The organism is Pantoea sp. BJ2 (assembly GCF_040255075.1).
Lineage (GTDB): Bacteria > Pseudomonadota > Gammaproteobacteria > Enterobacterales > Enterobacteriaceae > Pantoea > Pantoea leporis.
The window spans coordinates 1,403,953-1,423,509 of the sequence record NZ_CP158292.1 but is presented as its reverse complement, the minus strand read 5'-3'; the positions used below and the strand labels follow the sequence as shown (position 1 = coordinate 1,423,509).

The 19,557-nt window shown below is 55.9% G+C and carries 16 protein-coding genes; 4 read left to right on the top strand and 12 right to left on the bottom strand.

Features of this window, described 5'->3' with window-relative positions; all coding sequences use genetic code 11:
* Position 1: 1 nt before the first annotated feature.
* The 3 genes from AAF463_RS06470 to AAF463_RS06460 all read right to left on the bottom strand — a co-directional run bounded on the left by AAF463_RS06470 (position 2) and on the right by AAF463_RS06460 (position 2,649).
* Positions 2-1,135, bottom strand: a complete 1,134-nt coding sequence (locus AAF463_RS06470) for a PQQ-dependent sugar dehydrogenase (protein WP_110865821.1) — start codon at positions 1,133-1,135, stop codon at positions 2-4.
* A 104-nt stretch (positions 1,136-1,239) separates the two neighbouring features.
* The gene (locus tag AAF463_RS06465; protein ID WP_101760996.1) at positions 1,240-1,896 is read right to left on the bottom strand and encodes a DUF3313 domain-containing protein; all 657 of its coding nucleotides are present in this window, start codon (positions 1,894-1,896) and stop codon (positions 1,240-1,242) included.
* Between the two features lie 117 nt (positions 1,897-2,013).
* Complete coding sequence (locus tag AAF463_RS06460; protein ID WP_101760997.1) at positions 2,014-2,649, bottom strand: carbonic anhydrase; 636 nt, start codon at positions 2,647-2,649, stop codon at positions 2,014-2,016.
* A 315-nt stretch (positions 2,650-2,964) separates the two neighbouring features.
* On the opposite strand from AAF463_RS06460, the gene rimO reads away from it, so the two are divergent.
* A complete protein-coding gene (gene rimO, locus AAF463_RS06455) occupies positions 2,965-4,290 on the top strand; it encodes a 30S ribosomal protein S12 methylthiotransferase RimO (protein ID WP_110865820.1) in 1,326 nt (441 codons plus the stop codon).
* Here the strand turns inward: rimO and AAF463_RS06450 are convergent.
* Positions 4,287-4,736, bottom strand: a complete 450-nt coding sequence (locus tag AAF463_RS06450; RefSeq protein ID WP_101760999.1) for a DUF4385 domain-containing protein — start codon at positions 4,734-4,736, stop codon at positions 4,287-4,289. The genes rimO and AAF463_RS06450 overlap by 4 nt on opposite strands.
* A 114-nt stretch (positions 4,737-4,850) precedes the next feature.
* Here AAF463_RS06450 and AAF463_RS06445 point away from each other — a divergent pair, with 114 nt between their 5' ends.
* A complete protein-coding gene (locus tag AAF463_RS06445) occupies positions 4,851-6,512 on the top strand; it encodes a methyl-accepting chemotaxis protein (protein WP_192236550.1) in 1,662 nt (553 codons plus the stop codon).
* A 56-nt stretch (positions 6,513-6,568) separates the two neighbouring features.
* Here AAF463_RS06445 and gsiD read toward each other — a convergent pair whose 3' ends face one another.
* The 5 genes from gsiD to AAF463_RS06420 form a co-directional block, all read right to left on the bottom strand.
* On the bottom strand, positions 6,569-7,474 hold the full coding sequence (gsiD, locus tag AAF463_RS06440) for a glutathione ABC transporter permease GsiD (RefSeq protein WP_350261738.1): 906 nt from the start codon (positions 7,472-7,474) through the stop codon (positions 6,569-6,571).
* Positions 7,475-7,484: 10 nt separating this feature from the next.
* Complete coding sequence (gsiC, locus tag AAF463_RS06435) at positions 7,485-8,405, bottom strand: glutathione ABC transporter permease GsiC (protein WP_350261737.1); 921 nt, start codon at positions 8,403-8,405, stop codon at positions 7,485-7,487.
* A gap of 49 nt (positions 8,406-8,454) precedes the next feature.
* Positions 8,455-9,990, bottom strand: a complete 1,536-nt coding sequence (gene gsiB, locus AAF463_RS06430; RefSeq protein ID WP_192413917.1) for a glutathione ABC transporter substrate-binding protein GsiB — start codon at positions 9,988-9,990, stop codon at positions 8,455-8,457.
* Positions 9,991-10,053: 63 nt separating this feature from the next.
* On the bottom strand, positions 10,054-11,910 hold the full coding sequence (gene gsiA / locus AAF463_RS06425) for a glutathione ABC transporter ATP-binding protein GsiA (RefSeq protein WP_101761003.1): 1,857 nt from the start codon (positions 11,908-11,910) through the stop codon (positions 10,054-10,056).
* 9 nt (positions 11,911-11,919) lie between these two features.
* Positions 11,920-12,885, bottom strand: a complete 966-nt coding sequence (locus AAF463_RS06420; protein ID WP_101761004.1) for an isoaspartyl peptidase/L-asparaginase — start codon at positions 12,883-12,885, stop codon at positions 11,920-11,922.
* A gap of 359 nt (positions 12,886-13,244) precedes the next feature.
* Here AAF463_RS06420 and moeA point away from each other — a divergent pair, with 359 nt between their 5' ends.
* Positions 13,245-14,480, top strand: a complete 1,236-nt coding sequence (gene moeA / locus AAF463_RS06415; RefSeq protein ID WP_350261736.1) for a molybdopterin molybdotransferase MoeA — start codon at positions 13,245-13,247, stop codon at positions 14,478-14,480.
* The gene (gene moeB / locus AAF463_RS06410) at positions 14,480-15,247 is read left to right on the top strand and encodes a molybdopterin-synthase adenylyltransferase MoeB (RefSeq protein ID WP_350261735.1); all 768 of its coding nucleotides are present in this window, start codon (positions 14,480-14,482) and stop codon (positions 15,245-15,247) included. Before moeA ends, moeB begins: the two co-directional genes overlap by 1 nt.
* Before the next feature lie 176 nt (positions 15,248-15,423).
* Here the strand turns inward: moeB and AAF463_RS06405 are convergent, their stop codons facing one another.
* The 3 genes from AAF463_RS06405 to AAF463_RS06395 form a co-directional block, all read right to left on the bottom strand.
* Complete coding sequence (locus AAF463_RS06405; RefSeq protein WP_064741202.1) at positions 15,424-17,016, bottom strand: ABC-F family ATPase; 1,593 nt, start codon at positions 17,014-17,016, stop codon at positions 15,424-15,426.
* A 192-nt stretch (positions 17,017-17,208) separates the two neighbouring features.
* Positions 17,209-17,610 (bottom strand): H-NS family nucleoid-associated regulatory protein, encoded by a 402-nt coding sequence (locus AAF463_RS06400; RefSeq protein ID WP_101761007.1) that lies wholly within the window; start codon positions 17,608-17,610, stop codon positions 17,209-17,211.
* Positions 17,611-18,027: 417 nt separating this feature from the next.
* Positions 18,028-19,557: an efflux transporter outer membrane subunit gene (locus AAF463_RS06395; protein WP_350261734.1), complete on the bottom strand. Its 1,530-nt coding sequence runs from the start codon at positions 19,555-19,557 to the stop codon at positions 18,028-18,030.

Below are 19,557 nucleotides of genomic sequence, written 5' to 3'. Positions count from 1 at the left end.
TTTAACCGCGTGGGGCGCTGGCTGTGTCTGGCAGCCCCACTTTCAGCAGCTTGCCGTTGGATTCATCGGTTAGCACGTACAGATAACCATCCGGGCCTTGACGCACATCTCGAATACGCTCGCCACGATTTTCCAGCAATCTCTGCTCCTCCACCACTTTCTCGCCGTTGACCTGCAAGCGAATCAAACTCTTCTCTTTCAGCGCACCAATAAACAGGGAATTTTTCCACTGCGGGAAACGCGCGCTGTTGTAGAACGCCATGCCGCTGATGGCCGGCGAGACTTTCCAGAAATACAGCGGTTGCTCAGTGCCTTCCAGTTCACTACCCTTTGCTTCCGGCACTTTCTGCCCGCTGTAATCAATGCCGTGCGTCGCCAGCGGCCAGCCGTAATTTTTGCCCTTCTCGGGGATGTTGACCTCATCACCCCCGCGCGGGCCGTGTTCGCTTTCCCACATTTGCTGCGTCCACGGATTGAGCGCCAGCCCTTGCGGATTGCGCATGCCGTAGGACCAGATTTCCGCGCGCGCGCCTTGACGATCAACAAACGGATTGTCCGGCGGGATTTCACCGTCTTTGGTCAGACGCACGATTTTACCGGAGAGCTTATCCAGCTGTTGCGCGCTGCTGCTGGCGAAGTTGTCACCGAAGGCGATATAGAGAAAGCCCTGGCGATCAAATGCCAGTCGCGTGCCGATATTGGCGCCGCCCGACAGCTTCGGCGTTTGCTCCAGCACCACTTTAAAGTCACTCAGCTGACGGTTGTCATCGCTCAGGCGACCATAACCCACCACGCCACCAGCCCGACCGCTGGCATCGGCGGTGGTGTAGCTGAGCCACACGCGGCGGCTTTCGGCGAAGTCCGGTGCCAGCACCACATCCAGCAAGCCACCCTGACGATTCGCCCACACCTTCGGCACCCCGCCGATCGGTGGCGACAAGCCTTTACCCGGCTGCCAACTGCGCAGCTGGCCGGATCGTTCAGTGATTAACAGCGTTTGATTATCGGGTAGAAAAGCCACGGACCACGGATGGTCGAGCTTGTCCTGAAGCACCTGAACCTGCACATCGGCAGCGAATAACGGTAAGGACGTGCTTAAAGCGCCAAACAGTAGCGCGGCGGGCAGTAAACGCATGGCATTCTCCTTTATCGCGGTCTGCCGTAAAGCGTAGTCAGCGCGCGACAAAGGATGTGCAGGATTTACAAAACATTAAGCCCGGCACGCCGCCGGGGGAGAATTTACTGTGCGGGGAAGGTCAGCGCATCGCGGACCATCTCGTCGATGCCCGGACGCAGATCGTTAAGTGTGATTGGCGCACTGTTATTCGGCAGGTTTTTACCAAATGCCTTGCGCACCACCTTGATCAGCGGCTTGCCAGTTTGCGCATCCAGCGCTTCCATTTCGAGGAACAGCGCGCTGTTTTGCGTGCGATGCCCAGTCGCTGCCATGGTGCTGGCAACAACAGCGGCAATTGGCACCACTTCATAGAACTGCACGCCTTCATTTTCGGCAGAAACGGCGGTGATAGCGGTTTTAACTACCAGCGTGTGAGGGCCTTTTTGCGTCACCAGCGGTTTACGCTGGGAAATCGCGTGCTTGAGTTGCGTATCGGTATAGCTGCGGATCGCATCCAATGTTTGCTGATCGATACGTGCCGTGGGGTGTGCCGCCGGATAATAGACCACTGGCGTATACACCACGCCTTTGTAATCAGCATCATGGTAATCGGGTGAAATCCAGCGCAAGGTCGGTTTACCGCTGGGCGACTCAGTGGCCTTCAATTCACTGTAATCGCCGAGAAATCCTGAATATTGTTGTTGATTAGTCACATGAGAGGTACAGCCCGCCGCCAGTATTGCCAGCGTTAAAACAGAAGCATAAAGGGGAAATCGCATGAGAAAGCCCTTATCAGAGGTAATTGCTTCTCAAGTGTAGGAGGTCGTCAAAAACGTGGCGGGAAATATTAACGAAATGCGAGGATAACCACCTGCAATGCAGGTGGTTAGGCGGAATTACTCGAAGCAGGTTTCCGGGTTTTCCGACAGCGAAATAAAGGATTCACCGCCTTTGGTCAGGGCAATGATTCCGCCACTCTCAATATCATAAACCCATCCATGCAGGCGAATTTTGCCTTTACGCAGCGCTACCGCTACGGAAGGGTGTGTTTTGATATTGTTCAGCTGCGCAATCACGTTCTCTTTCACCATTTCGTTGAGACGCTTCTCAACGGAATCGTAGTTACGCTCTTCCACCACCGCTTTCGCCGCGTTGGCGTAGTGCAACCAGTGATCGACCGCGGGCATGGTTTCGAGATCGGCATTGGAAGCAATGGCGTTCATGGCACCGCAGTTAGAGTGACCACAAATAATAATTTCGGTCACGCCCAAAGCGACAACCGCGTACTCAATGGTTGCGGACACGCCGCCCGGCTCTGGACCAAACGGTGGCACGATATTACCGGCGTTTCGGATCACGAACAGCTGACCCGGCTCCGACTGCGTCACCAGCTCTGGCACCAGACGGCTGTCTGAGCAGGAGATAAACAGGGCTTTAGGATTTTGGTTGGATGCCAAACTTTTGAAAAGATCCTTCCTTTCAGGGAACACATTCTGTTGAAAATTCAGAAAACCTTTGACGATCTCTTGCATATGTCTGCTCTCACATTATCCACTTCTGCCCTGGCAGTGAGGATTCACTATCAGTGCGATTTGAAATTTTCAGCGAAGATAACAACTTACCTTCACCGACCCAACATTTAAGCAAAAGGCGCCAGCTTACACAACTCGGATCGCCACAGAGGGCCATTGCGCCAGCGAGTGAGCCGCACCGCCAACAGAGTTAAGCACAATCATCATGCATTAGTTACCCCATAAGGAGATTCTTACACAGCCTATACATTTTCCCCGGCAACCTCTGTACAATCGCCCCCCTATCCACACTAATTATGATGAATTTTTATCCTTATGAGCCATGTCAAAAATCCACCGCGCGTGGGGTTCGTCTCCCTCGGCTGTCCGAAAAACCTCGTCGACTCTGAACGCATCCTGACGGAGCTGCGTACTGAAGGCTATGACGTGGTGCCACGCTACGATGATGCGGAGATCGTCATCGTTAACACCTGTGGATTTATTGACAGCGCCGTACAGGAATCTCTGGAAGCGATTGGTGAAGCGCTGAATGAAAACGGCAAAGTGATCGTCACCGGTTGCCTCGGTGCCAAAGTGGATCAGATCCGCGAAGTGCATCCGAAAGTGCTGGAGATCACTGGCCCGCACAGCTACGAGCAGGTGCTGTCGCATGTGCACACTTATGTGCCGAAACCAGAACACAATCCGTTCCTGAGTTTAGTGCCAGAGCAAGGTGTCAAACTGACGCCGCGTCATTACGCTTACCTGAAAATTTCCGAAGGCTGCAACCATCGCTGCACCTTCTGCATCATTCCATCAATGCGTGGCGATCTTGATAGCCGCCCAATCGGTTCGGTGCTCGACGAAGCTAAACGTCTGGTCGAAGCGGGCGTGAAAGAGCTGCTGGTAATCTCACAAGACACCTCCGCTTACGGCGTGGATGTTAAACATCGCACCGGTTTCTGGAACGGATCGCCGGTGAAAACCAGCATGGTGAGCCTGTGCGAGCAGTTAGCCAAACTCGGCGTGTGGGTGCGTCTGCACTATGTTTATCCTTATCCGCATGTGGATGATGTGATCCCGCTGATGGCCGAAGGCAAGATTCTGCCGTACCTCGATATTCCGCTGCAGCACGCCAGCCCGCGCATCCTCAAGCTGATGAAGCGTCCCGGCGCGGTAGAGCGTACGCTGGAGCGCATTAAGCGCTGGCGTGAAATCTGTCCGGAGCTGACGCTGCGTTCAACCTTTATCGTCGGTTTCCCCGGTGAAACCGAAGAAGATTTCCAGATGCTGCTCGACTTCCTACGGGAAGCGCGCCTCGATCGCGTTGGCTGCTTCCAGTACAGCCCGGTAGATGGCGCAACTGCTAACCAGCTGCCGGATCAGGTACCGGACGACGTGAAGCAGGATCGTTTTGATCGCTTCATGCAGCTGCAGCAGAAGATCTCCAGCGAACGGCTGCAGGAGAAAATCGGCCGCGAAGTGCTGGTGCTGATTGATGAAGTGGACGAAGAAGGTGCGGTGGGACGCAGCATGGCTGACGCCCCGGAAATCGATGGCGCGGTTTATCTGAACGGCGATCGTCAGGTGAAAGTCGGCGACGTGGTCCGCGTTAAAGTGGAACACGCCGATGAATACGATCTGTGGGGCACGCGCGTTTAACCATACTTCTGCTGGTGCGCACGCTTGCGCGCCAGATAGTCTGTATCCGCGCGCAGTTTATCCCAGCACGCTTTGAAAACGGCCGCCGCAGCGGCCTTCTCTTTTTCTGTGGTACGCGGCAGTTCGTTGCCCGCCTCGTCATATTTACGCCCGCCCTGATGATTACTGTAGCGGCGTGCACGCGTATAACCCATCTGAATATATTTGCGCGCCATATCCATACCGACAAAATCGTCCTGCGCGCGATATGCCTCAAACAGCTGCATAATCTGCTGTGAAGATTCTTTTGCCAGCTCGACGGTGCGAAAACGCCAGTGCGGCAGAATCTCACTTTTATAGGGCTCGACCATCAGCACGCCCTGCTCGCCGCGCCCCACCTGATACAGCTCAGGCTGCTGGCGAAAATTGATGTGCTTGAAATCCTGCTCGTAGTTAAACGCTTTCATCTGTTTTTCCCGCCTCTCATCGTCCCGTGACGTAATTATTTCCTGCTGGCACTTAAGCGATTTGCTTTTATACCGATAACCTGGATATCAGCCTACTTCCTCAGAGACGCACCTATGTTTAAACGAATGAAAATTGTGACAGCCATCATGATGATATTGGTGGTTTTCACCGCGATGCAGGCGATTTCCGGCTCGCTGTTTTTATCATCACTGATTACCGGACAGCATAATTTCACCACCAGTAATCAGCTGTCACATCAGCAGCGTGAGCTGGCCGACGGTTGGCAAACGCTGGTGAAAACGCGCGTGATCATTAACCGCGTCGCCATTCGTATCCTGAAAAAACAGACGGATGAAGCGTCCGTCGCCGCCATCAACAAACTGCTGATCAGCGCGGGTGCGTCACTGGATGAAGCAAAGCAACATTATGACCTCTACCAGAGCATGCCGCGCATTGCCGGACAAAGCGCTGATTCAGCCAGTGTAGTCGACGCTAAATTTGCTGCCTTCGCAGAATTACTGAAACAGTCGGCAGCGTTCCTGAAAGCCAATGATTACGCCGCCTATGGCAACCTTGACGCCCAGCAGGCGCAGGACGATCTGGAAGTCGCGTACAAGCAATGGCGCGAGCACAACGTGCAGCTGCTGGCCGAGCGCAACGCGGAATATGATAATAACTATCAGCACATGCTGGTGTTGGTCGCCGTGATGGCGATAGTTGTGGTGCTGTTGCTGGTTGCGGTGTGGATTCTGGTGCGTCGCATCCTGCTGGCACCGATGAAGCAGGTGCAGCAGCAGATGGAGCGCTTCGCCGACGGCGATCTCTCCGCCCGTTTGCAGGTGGAAGGCCGCAGTGAAATGGCATCGATTGCCGCCAGCCTCAACCATATGCAGCAGTCGCTGCTCAGCACCATCAACAATGTGCGTGATAGTGCGGATGCGATTTTTGGTAGCGCCAGCGAGATTGCCACCGGCAATAACGATCTCTCTTCACGCACCGAGCAACAAGCGGCATCGCTGGAAGAGACCGCCGCCAGTATGGAACAGCTGACCGCCACGGTGAAACAGAACGCCGATAACGCGCGTCAGGCCACGCAGCTGGCGAAAACCGCCTCGGAAACCGCCGATAAAGGCGGCAACGTGGTGGATGGTGTGGTGAAAACCATGCGCGATATCGCCGACAGCTCGAAGAAAATCGCCGATATCACCAGCGTGATTGATGGCATCGCCTTCCAGACCAACATCCTCGCGCTCAACGCGGCAGTTGAAGCGGCGCGCGCCGGTGAACAAGGACGCGGTTTTGCCGTGGTAGCGGGTGAAGTGCGCAATCTGGCACAGCGCAGCGCTCAGGCGGCGAAAGAGATCAAACTGCTGATTGAGAATTCCGTGCAGCGTGTCAACACCGGTTCGCAGCAGGTGAGCAGCGCCGGTGAAACCATGCAGGAAATCGTCAGCGCTGTTACCCGCGTCACCGATATCATGGGCGAGATTGCTTCAGCGTCCGATGAGCAGAGCCGCGGCATCGACCAGATTGGTCAGGCGGTGAACGAGATGGATCGCGTCACGCAGCAGAACGCCACGCTGGTGCAGGAATCGGCTAACGCCTCAGCGTCGCTGGAGCAGCAGGCCAGCAGCCTCTCTTCTGCGGTGGCCCGCTTCAAAACCGGCACGCGCCAGGCGACTGCAACGGTGGCGAAAGTGGTGAAACCGGTGATAACACCAACCCGCGCGCAGCCTGCCGCCGCGCACAGTAATGACAATTGGGAAACGTTCTAAGACCGAAGTGGTGCGGTTATTGAAGAGGTCGCCATAAATGGCGACCGGACCCACCATCAGGTCTTCAATTTGGGATCCAGCGCATCACGCAAACCATCACCCAGCAGGTTAAACGCCAGCACGGTGAGGAAAATCGCCAGGCTCGGGAAGATGGCGACATGCGGCGCAATTACCATATCGGCGCGCGCTTCATTGAGCATCGCGCCCCACTCCGGCGTGGGCGGCTGCGCGCCGAGGCCGAGAAAGGACAAACTCGCCGCCGTGATAATCGAGGTACCGATACGCATGGTGAAATAGACCACAATCGACGACACCGTGCCGGGCAGGATGTGACGCATAATTATGGTCCAGTCCGACGCGCCAATACTGCGTGCCGACTCAATATAGGTTTGATGTTTCAGCACCAGCGTATTGCCGCGCACCAAACGGGCAAACGCCGGAATGCTGAAGATCGCCACCGCGACAATCACGTTGCTCATGCCGCTGCCCATAATCGCCACCACCGCGATCGCCAGCAGAATGCCGGGGAAAGCGAACAGCACATCGCAGATACGCATGGTGATGCGATCCCACCAGCCTTCGTAATAGCCCGCCAGCAGGCCTAAAACGGTGCCGATCAGCGCGCCAATCGCCACCGAGAAGAAACCGGCTATCAGCGAAATACGTGTGCCCACCAGCACACGGCTGAAGATATCGCGCCCCAGCGAGTCAACGCCAAACCAGTGCATCAGCGACGACCCTTCGTTTAGCCGGTCATAATCGAAATAGTTTTCCGCATCAAACGGCGCAATCAGCGGCGCGATAAATGCCACCACGATCAGCAGTAGCACAAACAGTCCGGCCAGCAGCGCCACATGCTGACGGCGAAAGCGTCGCCAGAATTCGCGCCACGGCGTGCGTACCCGGTTTTCCGTGATAGTCGGCAGGGTTTTCAATGCCGCGGCTCGTCGCCAGTTCTTCAATTGCAACTCCTTACTTGTAGCGAATTGCCGGGTTGATTGCCGCGTACAGCACATCGACAATCAGGTTAATCAGGATGAACTCCAGCGAGAACAGCAGCACTTCGGCCTGAATCACCGGGTAATCGCGCATCTCGACCGAATCCACCAGCAAGCGGCCCAGGCCGGGCCAGTTGAACACCACCTCCACCACAATCGAGCCGCCGAGCAGGAAGCCAAACTGCAGGCCCATCATGGTGACCACTGGGATCATCGCGTTGCGCAGGCCGTGTTTCACCACCACCAGCGATTCGCGCACCCCTTTGGCGCGCGCGGTGCGCATGTAATCTTCCTGCATCACCTCCACGAACGACGCGCGGGTGAAGCGTGCCATCACCGCCGCCACCGCTGCACCCAAGGTGATCGATGGCAAAATGTAGTGTTTCCAGCTATCCGCGCCAACGGTCGGCAACCAGCCGAGCTCGACAGAAAACACCTGCATCAGTAGCATGCCGAGCGCAAACGCCGGGAACGAGATGCCCGACACCGCCAGTGTCATGCCGATGCGATCCGGCCAGCGATTGCGCCACACCGCCGAGGTGATGCCAATCGCCATACCGAATATCACCGCCCACACCATGCTGCTGAATGTCAGCCACAGCGTCGGGAAAAAGCGCGCGGCAATTTCGTCAATTACCGGACGTTTCGAGACCAGCGAATGGCCGAAATCGCCCTGCACCGCATTGATCATAAAGTGCCAGAACTGCTTGATCAGCGGCTGATCGAGGCCGAGATCCTGACGCACCAGCGCCACCACCGAGGCATCCGCTTCCGGGCCGGCAATCAGGCGCGCCGGATCGCCCGGCAGCAAATGAACGAACAGGAACACCAGCACCGCCACAATCAGCAGCGTGGGAATCAGTCCCAGTAATCGTTTGAGAAAATAGTTGAGCATGCGAAGTCCTGCGCAGCATCGGCCAGCCCGCTAAGGCTGGCCGCGTCTGTTACTTCAGATCGGCCTCATCAAAATTGAATGAGGTATCGGGCATGACATAAAAACCGCTGAGGTTTTTATTGTTGGCTGACAGCAGTTGTTCCACCACCAGCGGGATCCACGGATGATCGTTCCAGATGCGATCCTGCGCGTCTTTGTACAGCTTAGCTTTCTGGTCGCGATCGGTGGTTTTCAGCGCATCGGCGAGATCTTTATCCACCTGCGGATTGCTGTAGAACGCGGTGTTGAAGATTGCTGGCGGCCATGAAGTGGTGGCGAACAGCGGCGTCAGCGCCCAGTCGGCTTCACCGGTCGAGGCGGACCAGCCGGTGTAGAACATGCGTACACCGCTCTCTTTCTGCCCTTTGCTCTCTACTTCAGCGGCACGCTGACCGGCATCCATCGCCGTCACTTTCACCTTCACGCCCACCTGTGCCAGCTGCTGCTGGGTGAACTGCAGCACTTTCTGCGCGGTGCTGTGGTTGTGCGAAGACCACAACGTGGTTTCGAAACCGTTCGGGAAGCCCGCTTCTTTCAGCAGTTCGCGCGCTTTGGCCGGATCATATTTGATTGCCGGATAGCTCTGCGCAAAGTCGATGCTGGGCGGCACGATGCCGGTGGCTGGCGTGGCGTAACCGGCAAAGGCGACTTTTGCCAGTGCCTGACGGTTGATGGCGTACTCCAGCGCTTCACGCACTTTCGGATTATCAAACGGCTTTTGCGTCACGTTGAGGCTGATGTAGCGCTGCATGATTGACGGCGTGGTGACCACATCGAGCTTGCTGTTGCCTTCCAGCAGTTTGGCCTGCTCGAACGGCACCGGGAAAGCAAAGCTCGCTTCGCCCGTTTGCAGCATCGCCGCGCGGGTGTTGTTATCCACCACCGGACGCCAGGTAATGCTATCCAGCTTCGGATAGCCTTTTTTCCAGTAGCCGTCCCACTTCTTCACTTTCACGAAGTCGGTCTGGTTCCAGGTATCAAAGGCAAACGGGCCGGTTCCTACCGGATGGAAGCCGATCTCTTTGCCATATTTCTTCAGCGCGGTCGGGGAAATCATCACCGCCGCCGGATGCGCGAGATTATTAATGAAGGCCGAGAACGGCTGCTTCAGGGTGATTTTCACTGTGCTCGGATCGACCACTTCGGTGGTGGCGATATATTTGAACAGGTTATAGCGTTTGAGATGGTTATCCGGATTGCTGGCGCGATCGAGGTTCACCTTCACCGCTTCGGCATTGAAGTCAGTGCCATCCTGGAATTTCACGCCAGCGCGCAGCTTGATGGTGTAGGTCAGGCCGTCGCTGCTCGCCTGATAACTTTCCGCCAGCACGTTGGTCAGCTTCATGTCTTTATCGAAGCCGAACAAGCCCTGATAGAAGGACTTCGCCACCGCCTGCGACAGCGTATCGTTAGCGTCATACGGATCGAGCGTGGTAAAGGTCGAGGCCACCGCAATCACCGCATCTTTCGCCGCCCACGCGGGCAGCGCCAGCGCCGAACTCAACAAACCGGCAGTGATAACCCCTTTTCGCATAATATGGTGCATCGTTATCGTTCTCCTGTAATCCCTGTCATGCGCGACATCCAAAGATGTGCGGTTGTTTGCTGCTCAGGCGCCGCTAATTGCGTGCCGGGCGACAAAATGGCCCGGTGCCACTTCCAGTAAAGGCGCCACTTCTGGCTCATCGCCCAGCGGGCGAATCGGGCTGGGGATCTCATCCACCATCAGCGCCCGCTCACGATGCCGATGGGCCGGATCGGCCACCGGCACCGCGGCCATCAGTTTTTTGGTGTAGGGATGGCGCGGCTGCTCAAATACCGCCTGACGCGGCCCCATCTCCACAATTTGTCCGAGATACATCACCGCCACGCGATGGCTGATGCGTTCCACCACCGCCATATCGTGTGAGATAAATAAGAAAGCGATACCAAATTCACGCTGCAAATCGAGCATCAGGTTGATGATTTGCGCCTGAATCGACACATCCAGCGCCGACACCGATTCATCGGCGATCACCACTTTGGGATTGAGCGCCAGCGCGCGCGCAATGCAGATGCGCTGGCGCTGGCCGCCGGAAAATTCGTGCGGATAGCGCTGCGCATGTTCCGGCAGCAGGCCGACGCGCTCCAGCAGCCAGGCAACGCGCTTCTCCGCCTGACGGCGATCCAGCGTTTTGTGCACCAGCAGCGGTTCCATGATCGAAAAACCCACGGTCAAACGCGGATCGAGCGAGGCGTAAGGATCCTGAAAGATAAACTGGATATCGCGACGCAGCGACGCCAGCGCATTGCCCTGCAGCGCATCGATGCGTTGGCCGTCAAAAGTAATGGTGCCGCCCTGGCTGGCTACCAGCCGCAGCAGCGAACGCCCGGTAGTGGATTTTCCGCAGCCGGATTCCCCCACCAGCGCCAGCGTTTCACCGGCATGGAGATCGAAACTGACTTTCTCGACCGCGTGCACGCGGCGTTTAACGCGATTGAGTAAACCGCCGCGAATATCAAAGCGCGTGACTAAATCGCGCACCTGCAAAATCGGCGGTCGATCGTGACGCACCGTGTCCTGCGGCGCGGCCTGTTCTTCACGTCCGTTGCTATGCAATAAGGGAAATTTAGCCGGTAGCGGCTGGCCATGCATCGCCCCCAGTTTGGGCACCGCCGCCAGCAACGCGCGGGTATAGGGCTGCTGCGGGTCGGCAAACAGCTGCTGCACCGACGCGCGCTCTACCACATCGCCGCGATACATCACCTGCACGCGATCGGCCATCTCCGCCACCACGCCCATATCATGGGTGATGAAAATCACCCCCATCTGCATCTCTTTTTGCAGCACGCGGATCAACTGCAGAATTTGCGCCTGAATAGTGACGTCGAGTGCGGTGGTGGGTTCGTCGGCAATCAGCAGCGCCGGTTTGCACGACAGCGCCATGGCAATCATTACGCGCTGTCGCATGCCGCCCGAGAGTTGATGCGGATAGCGTGATAACACATTTTGCGCTTCGGGAATGCGCACCAGATCGAGCATGCGCCGCGCTTCCGCCAGCGCCTGCTGGTGACTTTTTCCCTGATGCAGACGGATGGATTCCGCAATCTGCTCGCCAACGGTAAACACCGGGTTGAGCGAGGTCATCGGCTCCTGAAAGATCATCGCCATATCGGCGCCGCGCACTTTGCGCATCTGACCGTTCGACGCGCGCATCACATCCAGCACCTCGCCATTGCGACGCCGCAGCTGGATATCTCCGCTCACTTCGCCGCCGGCCTGCTGAATCAAGCGCATCAGCGCCAGCGAGGTGACGGATTTGCCCGAGCCCGATTCGCCCACCAGCGCCAGAGTTTCACCGCGATGCAGGTCGAGCGACAGGTTGCGTACCGCTTCGGTAATGCGCCCTTCATGCTCAAAGCGCACGTTAAGATCGCGCACCGCCAGAACCTGCTCCGGCGCAAACTGCAGCTGTTGGTCCGTCATGCCTGCTCCTTAGCTGTCGCGGTAAATCGCTACCTCAACATCGCCATTCACATAGGCGAATCCGCGATACATGCCTTCGCTGTTAAACGGCAGCGCCACATTGCCTGCGGCGTCAATGGCAATCAGCCCGCCGCTGCCTTCCAGCTCCTGCACTTTGTCATGAATGACGTTGGCGGTGGCCTGTTGCAGCGAGCGTCCGGCGTAATGCATCTGCGCCGCCACGTCGTAAGCGGCGAGCGTGCGAATAAACACTTCGCCGGTACCGGTACAGGAGACCGCTACGGTGTCGTTGCTGGCGTAGCAGCCTGCGCCGACTAAAGGCGAATCGCCCACGCGACCGGCCTGTTTGTTGGTCATGCCGCCGGTTGAGGTGGCGGCCGCCAGATTACCCTGAAGATCGAGCGCGACCGCACCGACGGTGCCGAATTTGCGATCCGGGTCCAGCGGATCGTCGCTGTGACTGTTTGCTTCGCCATCGTGATCCAGCACCATCTGCTGGCTGTGCAGCGCGCGCTGCAGCTGCTCCCAGCGCTCCGGCGTGGAGAAGAAATCGGCGTCGACCGGCGCTAAACCTTGCTCAGCGGCGAAAGCTTCTGCGCCCGCACCGATAAACAGTACGTGCGGGCTATTCTCCAGCACCTTACGCGCCGCCAGAATCGGATTGCGGATGTGGCTGACGCCCGCGACCGCGCCGACGTCCAGCGTGCGGCCATCCATAATGCTGGCATCGAGTTCATGCGTGCCCTGATGAGTGAACACCGCGCCCTTGCCCGCGTTAAACAGCGGACACTCTTCCAGCAGGCGTACGGCTTCGGTAACGGCATCTAACGCGCTGCCGCCCGCCGCAAGAATTTGCTGGCCTGCGGTAACGATTGCGGTGAGTTGCTGACGATAGTGCTGCTCTTTTTCGGCGCTCATTGCCGCACGCGTAATCGCGCCTGCACCGCCGTGAATTGCGATAACTGCTTTAGCCATAACCGGTACCCTGTTAAGGAATCAGAACCAAAAACACTGATTTAGAATGGTTTTCATCTTTTTTTGGCAATTTTCGACTATAGAAAGGCACCCTCATCTTGTAAAGCAGAAACTGCCTGCGCGGTCATAACCTTTTATTGTGGATTATGCTTTTTTGGTTGTGATGTGCTTAGCGGATGCGCACCTGTAAAACAGGAAAACCATTTTTACCATTCGCACATTCCGTAGCGGCGCGATTTATCGCGCGATAAATTGCGCCGCCACGAAATGTGCAGTGATTGAGTAAAGTGCACTCTCGCTTAACGGCCACGCATTACCCATAATAGACCGCATCTGAAATTAACCAGACAGAGATGGACATGGAACCTTTTACCGCAGGATTAATCTCCCTCGAAGACGCGCAGCAAAAGATGCTGCAACAGCTGACGCCGATTAGCGATTCGATCAACGTCTCGCTGTTTGAGGCCGCCGGACGCATCACCGCCAGGCCTATCAACTCGCCGCTCGATGTCCCCTCGTTTGATAACTCGGCGATGGATGGTTACGCGCTGCGTCTGGCCGACATCGCACCCGATCGCGTGTTCCCGGTGGCCGGTAAAGCCTTCGCCGGTGCGCCGTTTAACGGTGCGTGGCCCGCGGGCAGCGTGATCCGCATCACAACCGGCGCGCCAATTCCCGCCGGTTGTGATGCCGTGGTGATACAGGAGCAAACGGAGCAACGCGACGGCGGCATTGTGATTACCGCGCCGGTGCAGGCTGCGCAAAATATTCGTCGCATCGGTGAAGACATTCAGGCGGGCAAACAGGTGCTGGACGCCGGAGTGCGCCTTGGTGCGGCCGAACTGCCGCTGCTGGCGTCGCTGGGGATTGCTGAAGTCAGCGTGCTGCGCAAACTGCGCGTGGCAATCTTCTCCACCGGCGATGAACTGCAGGCGGTCGGCCAGCCGCTGGCGGAAGGTCAGATTTACGATACCAACCGCTTTACCGTGGCGTTAATGCTTAACAAGCTGGGCTGCGAAGTGATCGATCTCGGTGTGATTGCCGACGATCAGGCGGCGCTGCGTACCGCCTTTACCGAAGCCGATCGCCAGGCCGATGTGGTGATCAGCACCGGCGGCGTGTCGGTTGGCGAAGCCGATTTCACCCGTGCGATACTGGAAGAGCTCGGCGCTATCACCTTCTGGAAACTGGCGATCAAACCGGGCAAACCCTTTGCTTTTGGTCGCCTGGCCAACAGCTGGTTCTGCGGTTTACCGGGCAATCCGGTTTCTGCGGCGGTAACCTTCTATCAATTAGTTCAGCCGCTGCTGGCCACCTTAACCGGCCAAACCACGCGCATCATGCCGCTACGCCAACGTGCGCGCGCCACCCAGCGTTTGAAGAAATCGCCGGGTCGTCTCGACTTCCAACGTGCGATTCTCAGCCGCGGTGACGATGGCGTGCTGGAAGTGCGCAGCACCGGTGCGCAAGGTTCGCATGTGTTCAGCTCGTTCGCGCTGGCTAACTGCTTTGTGGTGCTGGAGCGCGAGCGCGGCGATGTGGAACCGGGCGAATGGGTGGAGATCGAAGCCTTTAATAGCTTGCTGGAGGGCTAATGAGCGTTGAGTTGAGCGATGAAGAGATGCTGCGCTATAACCGTCAGATTGTCCTGCGCGGTTTTGATTTTGATGGCCAGGAGAAGCTAAAGGCGGCACAGGTGTTGGTGATCGGCCTCGGCGGACTCGGCTGTGCGGCGGCGCCCTATCTGGCCTCGGCGGGTGTGGGACATCTCACGTTGCTCGATTTCGACAGCGTTAGCCTCAGTAATCTCCAGCGCCAGATCCTGCACAGTGATGCGAAAATTGGCGTAGCGAAAGTCGCCTCGGCGCAGCAGCAGTTGGCGGCAATTAATCCGCATTGCCAGCTGGAGCCGATTGATGCGCAGCTGGATGACGCGCAGCTCAGCACGTTAATTGCGCGCCATGATGCGGTGGTGGATTGCACCGATAACGTCGATACCCGCGAGCAGATCAACCGCCTCTGTTTTCAGCACAAGGTGCCGCTGATTTCCGGCGCAGCGATTCGCATGGAAGGCCAGCTCAGCGTGTTTACCTGGCAGCCCGGCGAGCCGTGTTATCGCTGCATCAGCCGCTTGTTTGGCGATCAGGTATTAAGTTGCGTGGAAGCCGGCGTGATGGCGCCGTTGGTGGGTGTGGTCGGTGCAATGCAGGCGATGGAAACCTTAAAAGTGCTGACGGCGTTCGGTCACCCCGCTAGCGCACGCTTATTGATGTACGACGCGATGAGCGCGGAGTTCCGCAGCATGAAGGTGGCGCAGGATGCGCATTGTGAAGTATGTGGTGAACAAGGTCGCCATGAATGACGACCTTACGCGAGATATAACGCTGGCAGTTGACGTGCATTAAGGCGTGTGTGCCGGGCCCGGAGTAAAGCCTCCGCCGCCGGGATACGGCGGCCGAGGTTACAGGGAAATATTTACACCGTCGTTACGCAGCGACCCGGCATTTTCGCCTGATCGGCGCCGAAACCTCACAAGCCTTAAACAATGCCCTGACTGCGCAGGTAATCTTCGTAATTACCCGTGAAGTCGATAATACGATCGGCTTTCATCTCCATCACGCGGGTAGCCAGCGAGCTAACAAACTCACGGTCGTGCGAGACGAAAATCAGGGTGCCTTCGTACATCTCCAGCGCCATGTTGAGCGACTCGATCGATTCCATATCCAGGTGGTTAGTCGGTTCATCCATGATCAGGATGTTTGGCTTTTGCATCATCAGCTTGCCAAATAGCATGCGACCCTTCTCACCACCGGACAGCACCTTAGCGGGCTTGTTGATCTCGTCGTGACCAAACAGCAGACGACCAAGAATACTGCGCACCGCCTGTTCGTCATCGCCTTCCTGCTTCCACTGGCTCATCCAGTCGAATACCGTCAGATCGTCAGCGAAGTCTTCCGCGTGATCCTGGCCGTAATAACCAATGCGCGCATTCTCAGACCATTTCACTGTGCCGCTATCCGGCGTATGTTCACCGACCAGCGTTTTCAGCAACGTAGTTTTACCGATACCGTTGGCACCGAGAATCGCCAATTTCTCGCCGACTTCTAACATCAGGTTGAGTTTATTAAACAGCGGACCGTTATCAAAACCTTTGGTCAGCGCTTCAACTTCCAGCGCATTACGGAACAGCTTCTTATCCTGATCAAAACGGATAAACGGGTTTTGACGGCTGGAGGCTTTAACTTCTTCCAGCTTAATTTTATCAATCTGTTTGGCACGCGAAGTCGCCTGACGCGATTTAGAGGCGTTGGCGCTAAAACGGCTAACAAACGATTGCAGATCGGCAATTTGCGCTTTCTTCTTGGCGTTATCCGATAATAAACGTTCGCGTGACTGGGTAGCCGCGGTCATATATTCGTCATAATTGCCCGGATAAACGCGCAGTTCACCGTAATCCAGATCCGCCATGTGCGTGCACACCATATTCAGGAAGTGACGGTCATGCGAAATGATGATCATGGTGCTGTTACGTTCGTTGAGCACTTGCTCCAACCAACGAATGGTATCGATATCCAGGTTGTTGGTCGGTTCATCGAGCAACAAAATATCAGGATTGGCAAATAATGCCTGCGCTAAAAGGACACGCAATTTCCAACCCGGCGCAATTTCGCTCATCGGGCCGTAATGCTGCTCCACAGGAATGCCAACGCCCAGTAATAATTCACCGGCACGTGATTCTGAACTGTAACCGTCCATCTCGCCGTATTCGACTTCAAGGTCGGCCACTTTATAGCCTTCCTCTTCGCTCATTTCTGGCAATGCATATATACGGTCACGCTCTTGCTTCACTGCCCACAATTCATTGTGGCCCATGATCACGGTGTCCAGCACACTATATTGCTCGAAGGCAAATTGGTCCTGACGTAACTTACCGATACGCTCATTTGGGTCGAGGGAAACATTTCCACCCGTTGGCGCCAAATCGCCGCCCAGTATTTTCATAAAGGTAGATTTACCGCTGCCGTTCGCACCGATTAAACCGTAACGATTACCGCCGCCAAATTTAACGGAGATATTTTCGAACAGCGGCTTACTGCCGAACTGCATGGTGATATTGCTGGAAACTAACACGGCATTGACCTTTGTTACGCAGTGGAGGAAAAAACAGCGGGCATTATGCCAGAAGCGGGCACCCGGACGCCACCTCTGCGCCAGAGGCAGACGTTACGTTGGGCTAAAGGTGTTGTTGCTCATAAAGAAATAAAAACAACAAAAAAGCCGGGGGTATTTGCCCCCGGCTCCCACTTACAAGGATTGTGCGGATTATTTGATCAGGAAAGTGTCGAGGCTTTTACCTGAATCCAGCGCTTTTTTAATCGCTGCTGGTGTACGGCCTTGACCGGTCCATGATTTTACTTCACCGTTTTCGTCGGTGTAGGAATATTTTGCCGGGCGTGGTGCACGCTTAGCGCGTTTTTTACCAACTTCCAGAGCGCCCAGTAATTCGTTCGGGTCAATACCATCAGCCAGCAGCATTTCGCGATATTTAGACAGCTTCTCTTCTTTTTCGCGGTTCTGCGCTTCTTCAGCGTTTACTTCGTCACGACGTTCAGTCACGACAACCGTTAATTTTTCCAGAATTTCTTCCAGATCGCTCAATGGCAGTTCACGAGCCTGTGCACGTAATGTGCGAATGTTGTTCAGAACTTTAAATGCGTCACTCATCACAATGTCCTTGCTTAAGGGGGTTAAATAAACTGTAGTGGCAAGATTACCTAATTCAAATAAAAAAATAAATTAATTTTATTGCCCGGATTAATCTGAAGTTGCTTACATATTTCTTACGTTAGGGTTTAAAACGCGGATAACCGCTTTAATTAACCCTGAATTAACAACCGTAATGTGTTCCATATGTAGCAACTGGAATCGATTTCAAAGCAATATTCCCAGGTAATAAACAATCATTTAGCGGCTATTACGCGCTGCAGCATTAGTGAGCATAATGGTAAGCAAGGATTAATGGTGTAACGTAAAACCTGATATCATCACGGATTATTATATTGCCCGGGATGAGAGAAGAATCTCATTTTTTCATATCGTGCCGATAAAAAAAGCCGGTGTTTAACCGGCTGCTAAGGGAAATTAATGCACTTCCGTTGCGGGACCAAACACAGAATAGTCTGGCAAATTGACGTTTTGATAAGGTTCCCAGCCACCGCCCAGCGCTTTATATAACGCCACTAAATCAAGTGCACTTTGCATCCGCGCCTGCGTCGATTGCGCTTTAGCTTGCGCCAGTTGTCGCTGCGCATCTAATACATCGAGGAAGGTGGAAATACCCTGACGATAACTGTCGCTTGCCAAATCAAATGCACGTTGCAGTGCGCCGGTGGTTTCATCCAGCGCTATAACCTGCTGCTGATCGGCGCGATAACTGACCAACGCGTTCTCCACATCCTGCAGCGCAGTTAATACCGTTTGCCGATAATCAAGCGCCGCGCTGGCTTGCTGCGCGCGCGCCAATTTTACGCTGGACACTAAACGGCCGCCCTGAAAAATTGGAATCGACAGCGACGGACCAACGCTGAAGAAGTGGCTGCTCCAGTCATCCAGATAGCTGGCATCGGTATTTCGCACGCCCAGTTGCCCGGTGAGCGACAAGCTGGGGAACAGCTCGGCAACGGATACGCCAATATTCGCGGTCTGCGCATGCAGTGTGGCTTCAGCCTGGCGAATATCCGGACGTCGCCGCGCCAGCGTCGACGGAATGCCCACCGGCACCAATTTCGGCAAATCAGGCAGCGGTTTTTTGCTCATCAGTTCGTTATCCAGCGCGCCCGGTGTTTTACCCAGTAGCACCGCCAAACCGTTCATTGCCTGCAACTGCTGCGCCTGATATTGCGGCAGCTGCGCATTCAGCGAGGCTAATTGCGCGCGCGCATTTTCCACATCCGTGGTCGGCGCTAAGCCGTTTTGCTGCTGGCTCTTTGTCAGTTCCCAGGTTTGCTGCGCGACCTCAATTTGCTGCTGCAAGGTCGCCAGCACCGCCTGCGAACCGCGCAGTTGCAGATAGGCGCGAGCCACTTCGGCTTCCAGCGAGACCAGCGCATCGTTGCGTTGCTCAATGGCCGCCTGCTGCTGAGCATCCGCGGCTTCCATCTGGCGGCGTACTTTGCCCCATAGATCCAGCTCCCAGCTGGCGTCAAAGCTGCCTTGATACAGGGTGACAGAATGGTCTAAACCGTTGAGCTGGCTGGCGACATCGCTATCAACCTGGTCATAAACGCCGTTGGATTTCAGCAAGCCTTTTAAACCGAGCTGCTGACGGGTCACTTTTGCCGAGCCGTTAAGCGAAGGGAATAACCCACCGCGCGCCTGCGCCAGCTGTTCACGCGCCCCAGCAATGCGCAGCACCGATTGTTGCAGCGTTAAGTTGCCGGCAATAGCGCGCTTAATCAGGCTATCAAGCTGCGGATCATTAAAGCTTTTCCACCACAGCGGATTGGTTGCTGCCGCCAGCGGCTTAGACGCTTGCTGTGAAGGCAAATCATGGTAACCGCTCGGTGTGTGCGCCTGCGGCGGCTGATAATCAGGTCCTACGGCGCATCCGGCCAGCAACAGTGACAGCGCCAGCAACGTCAGTGACGGCGTAGAGCGCGAAAACTTACTCAT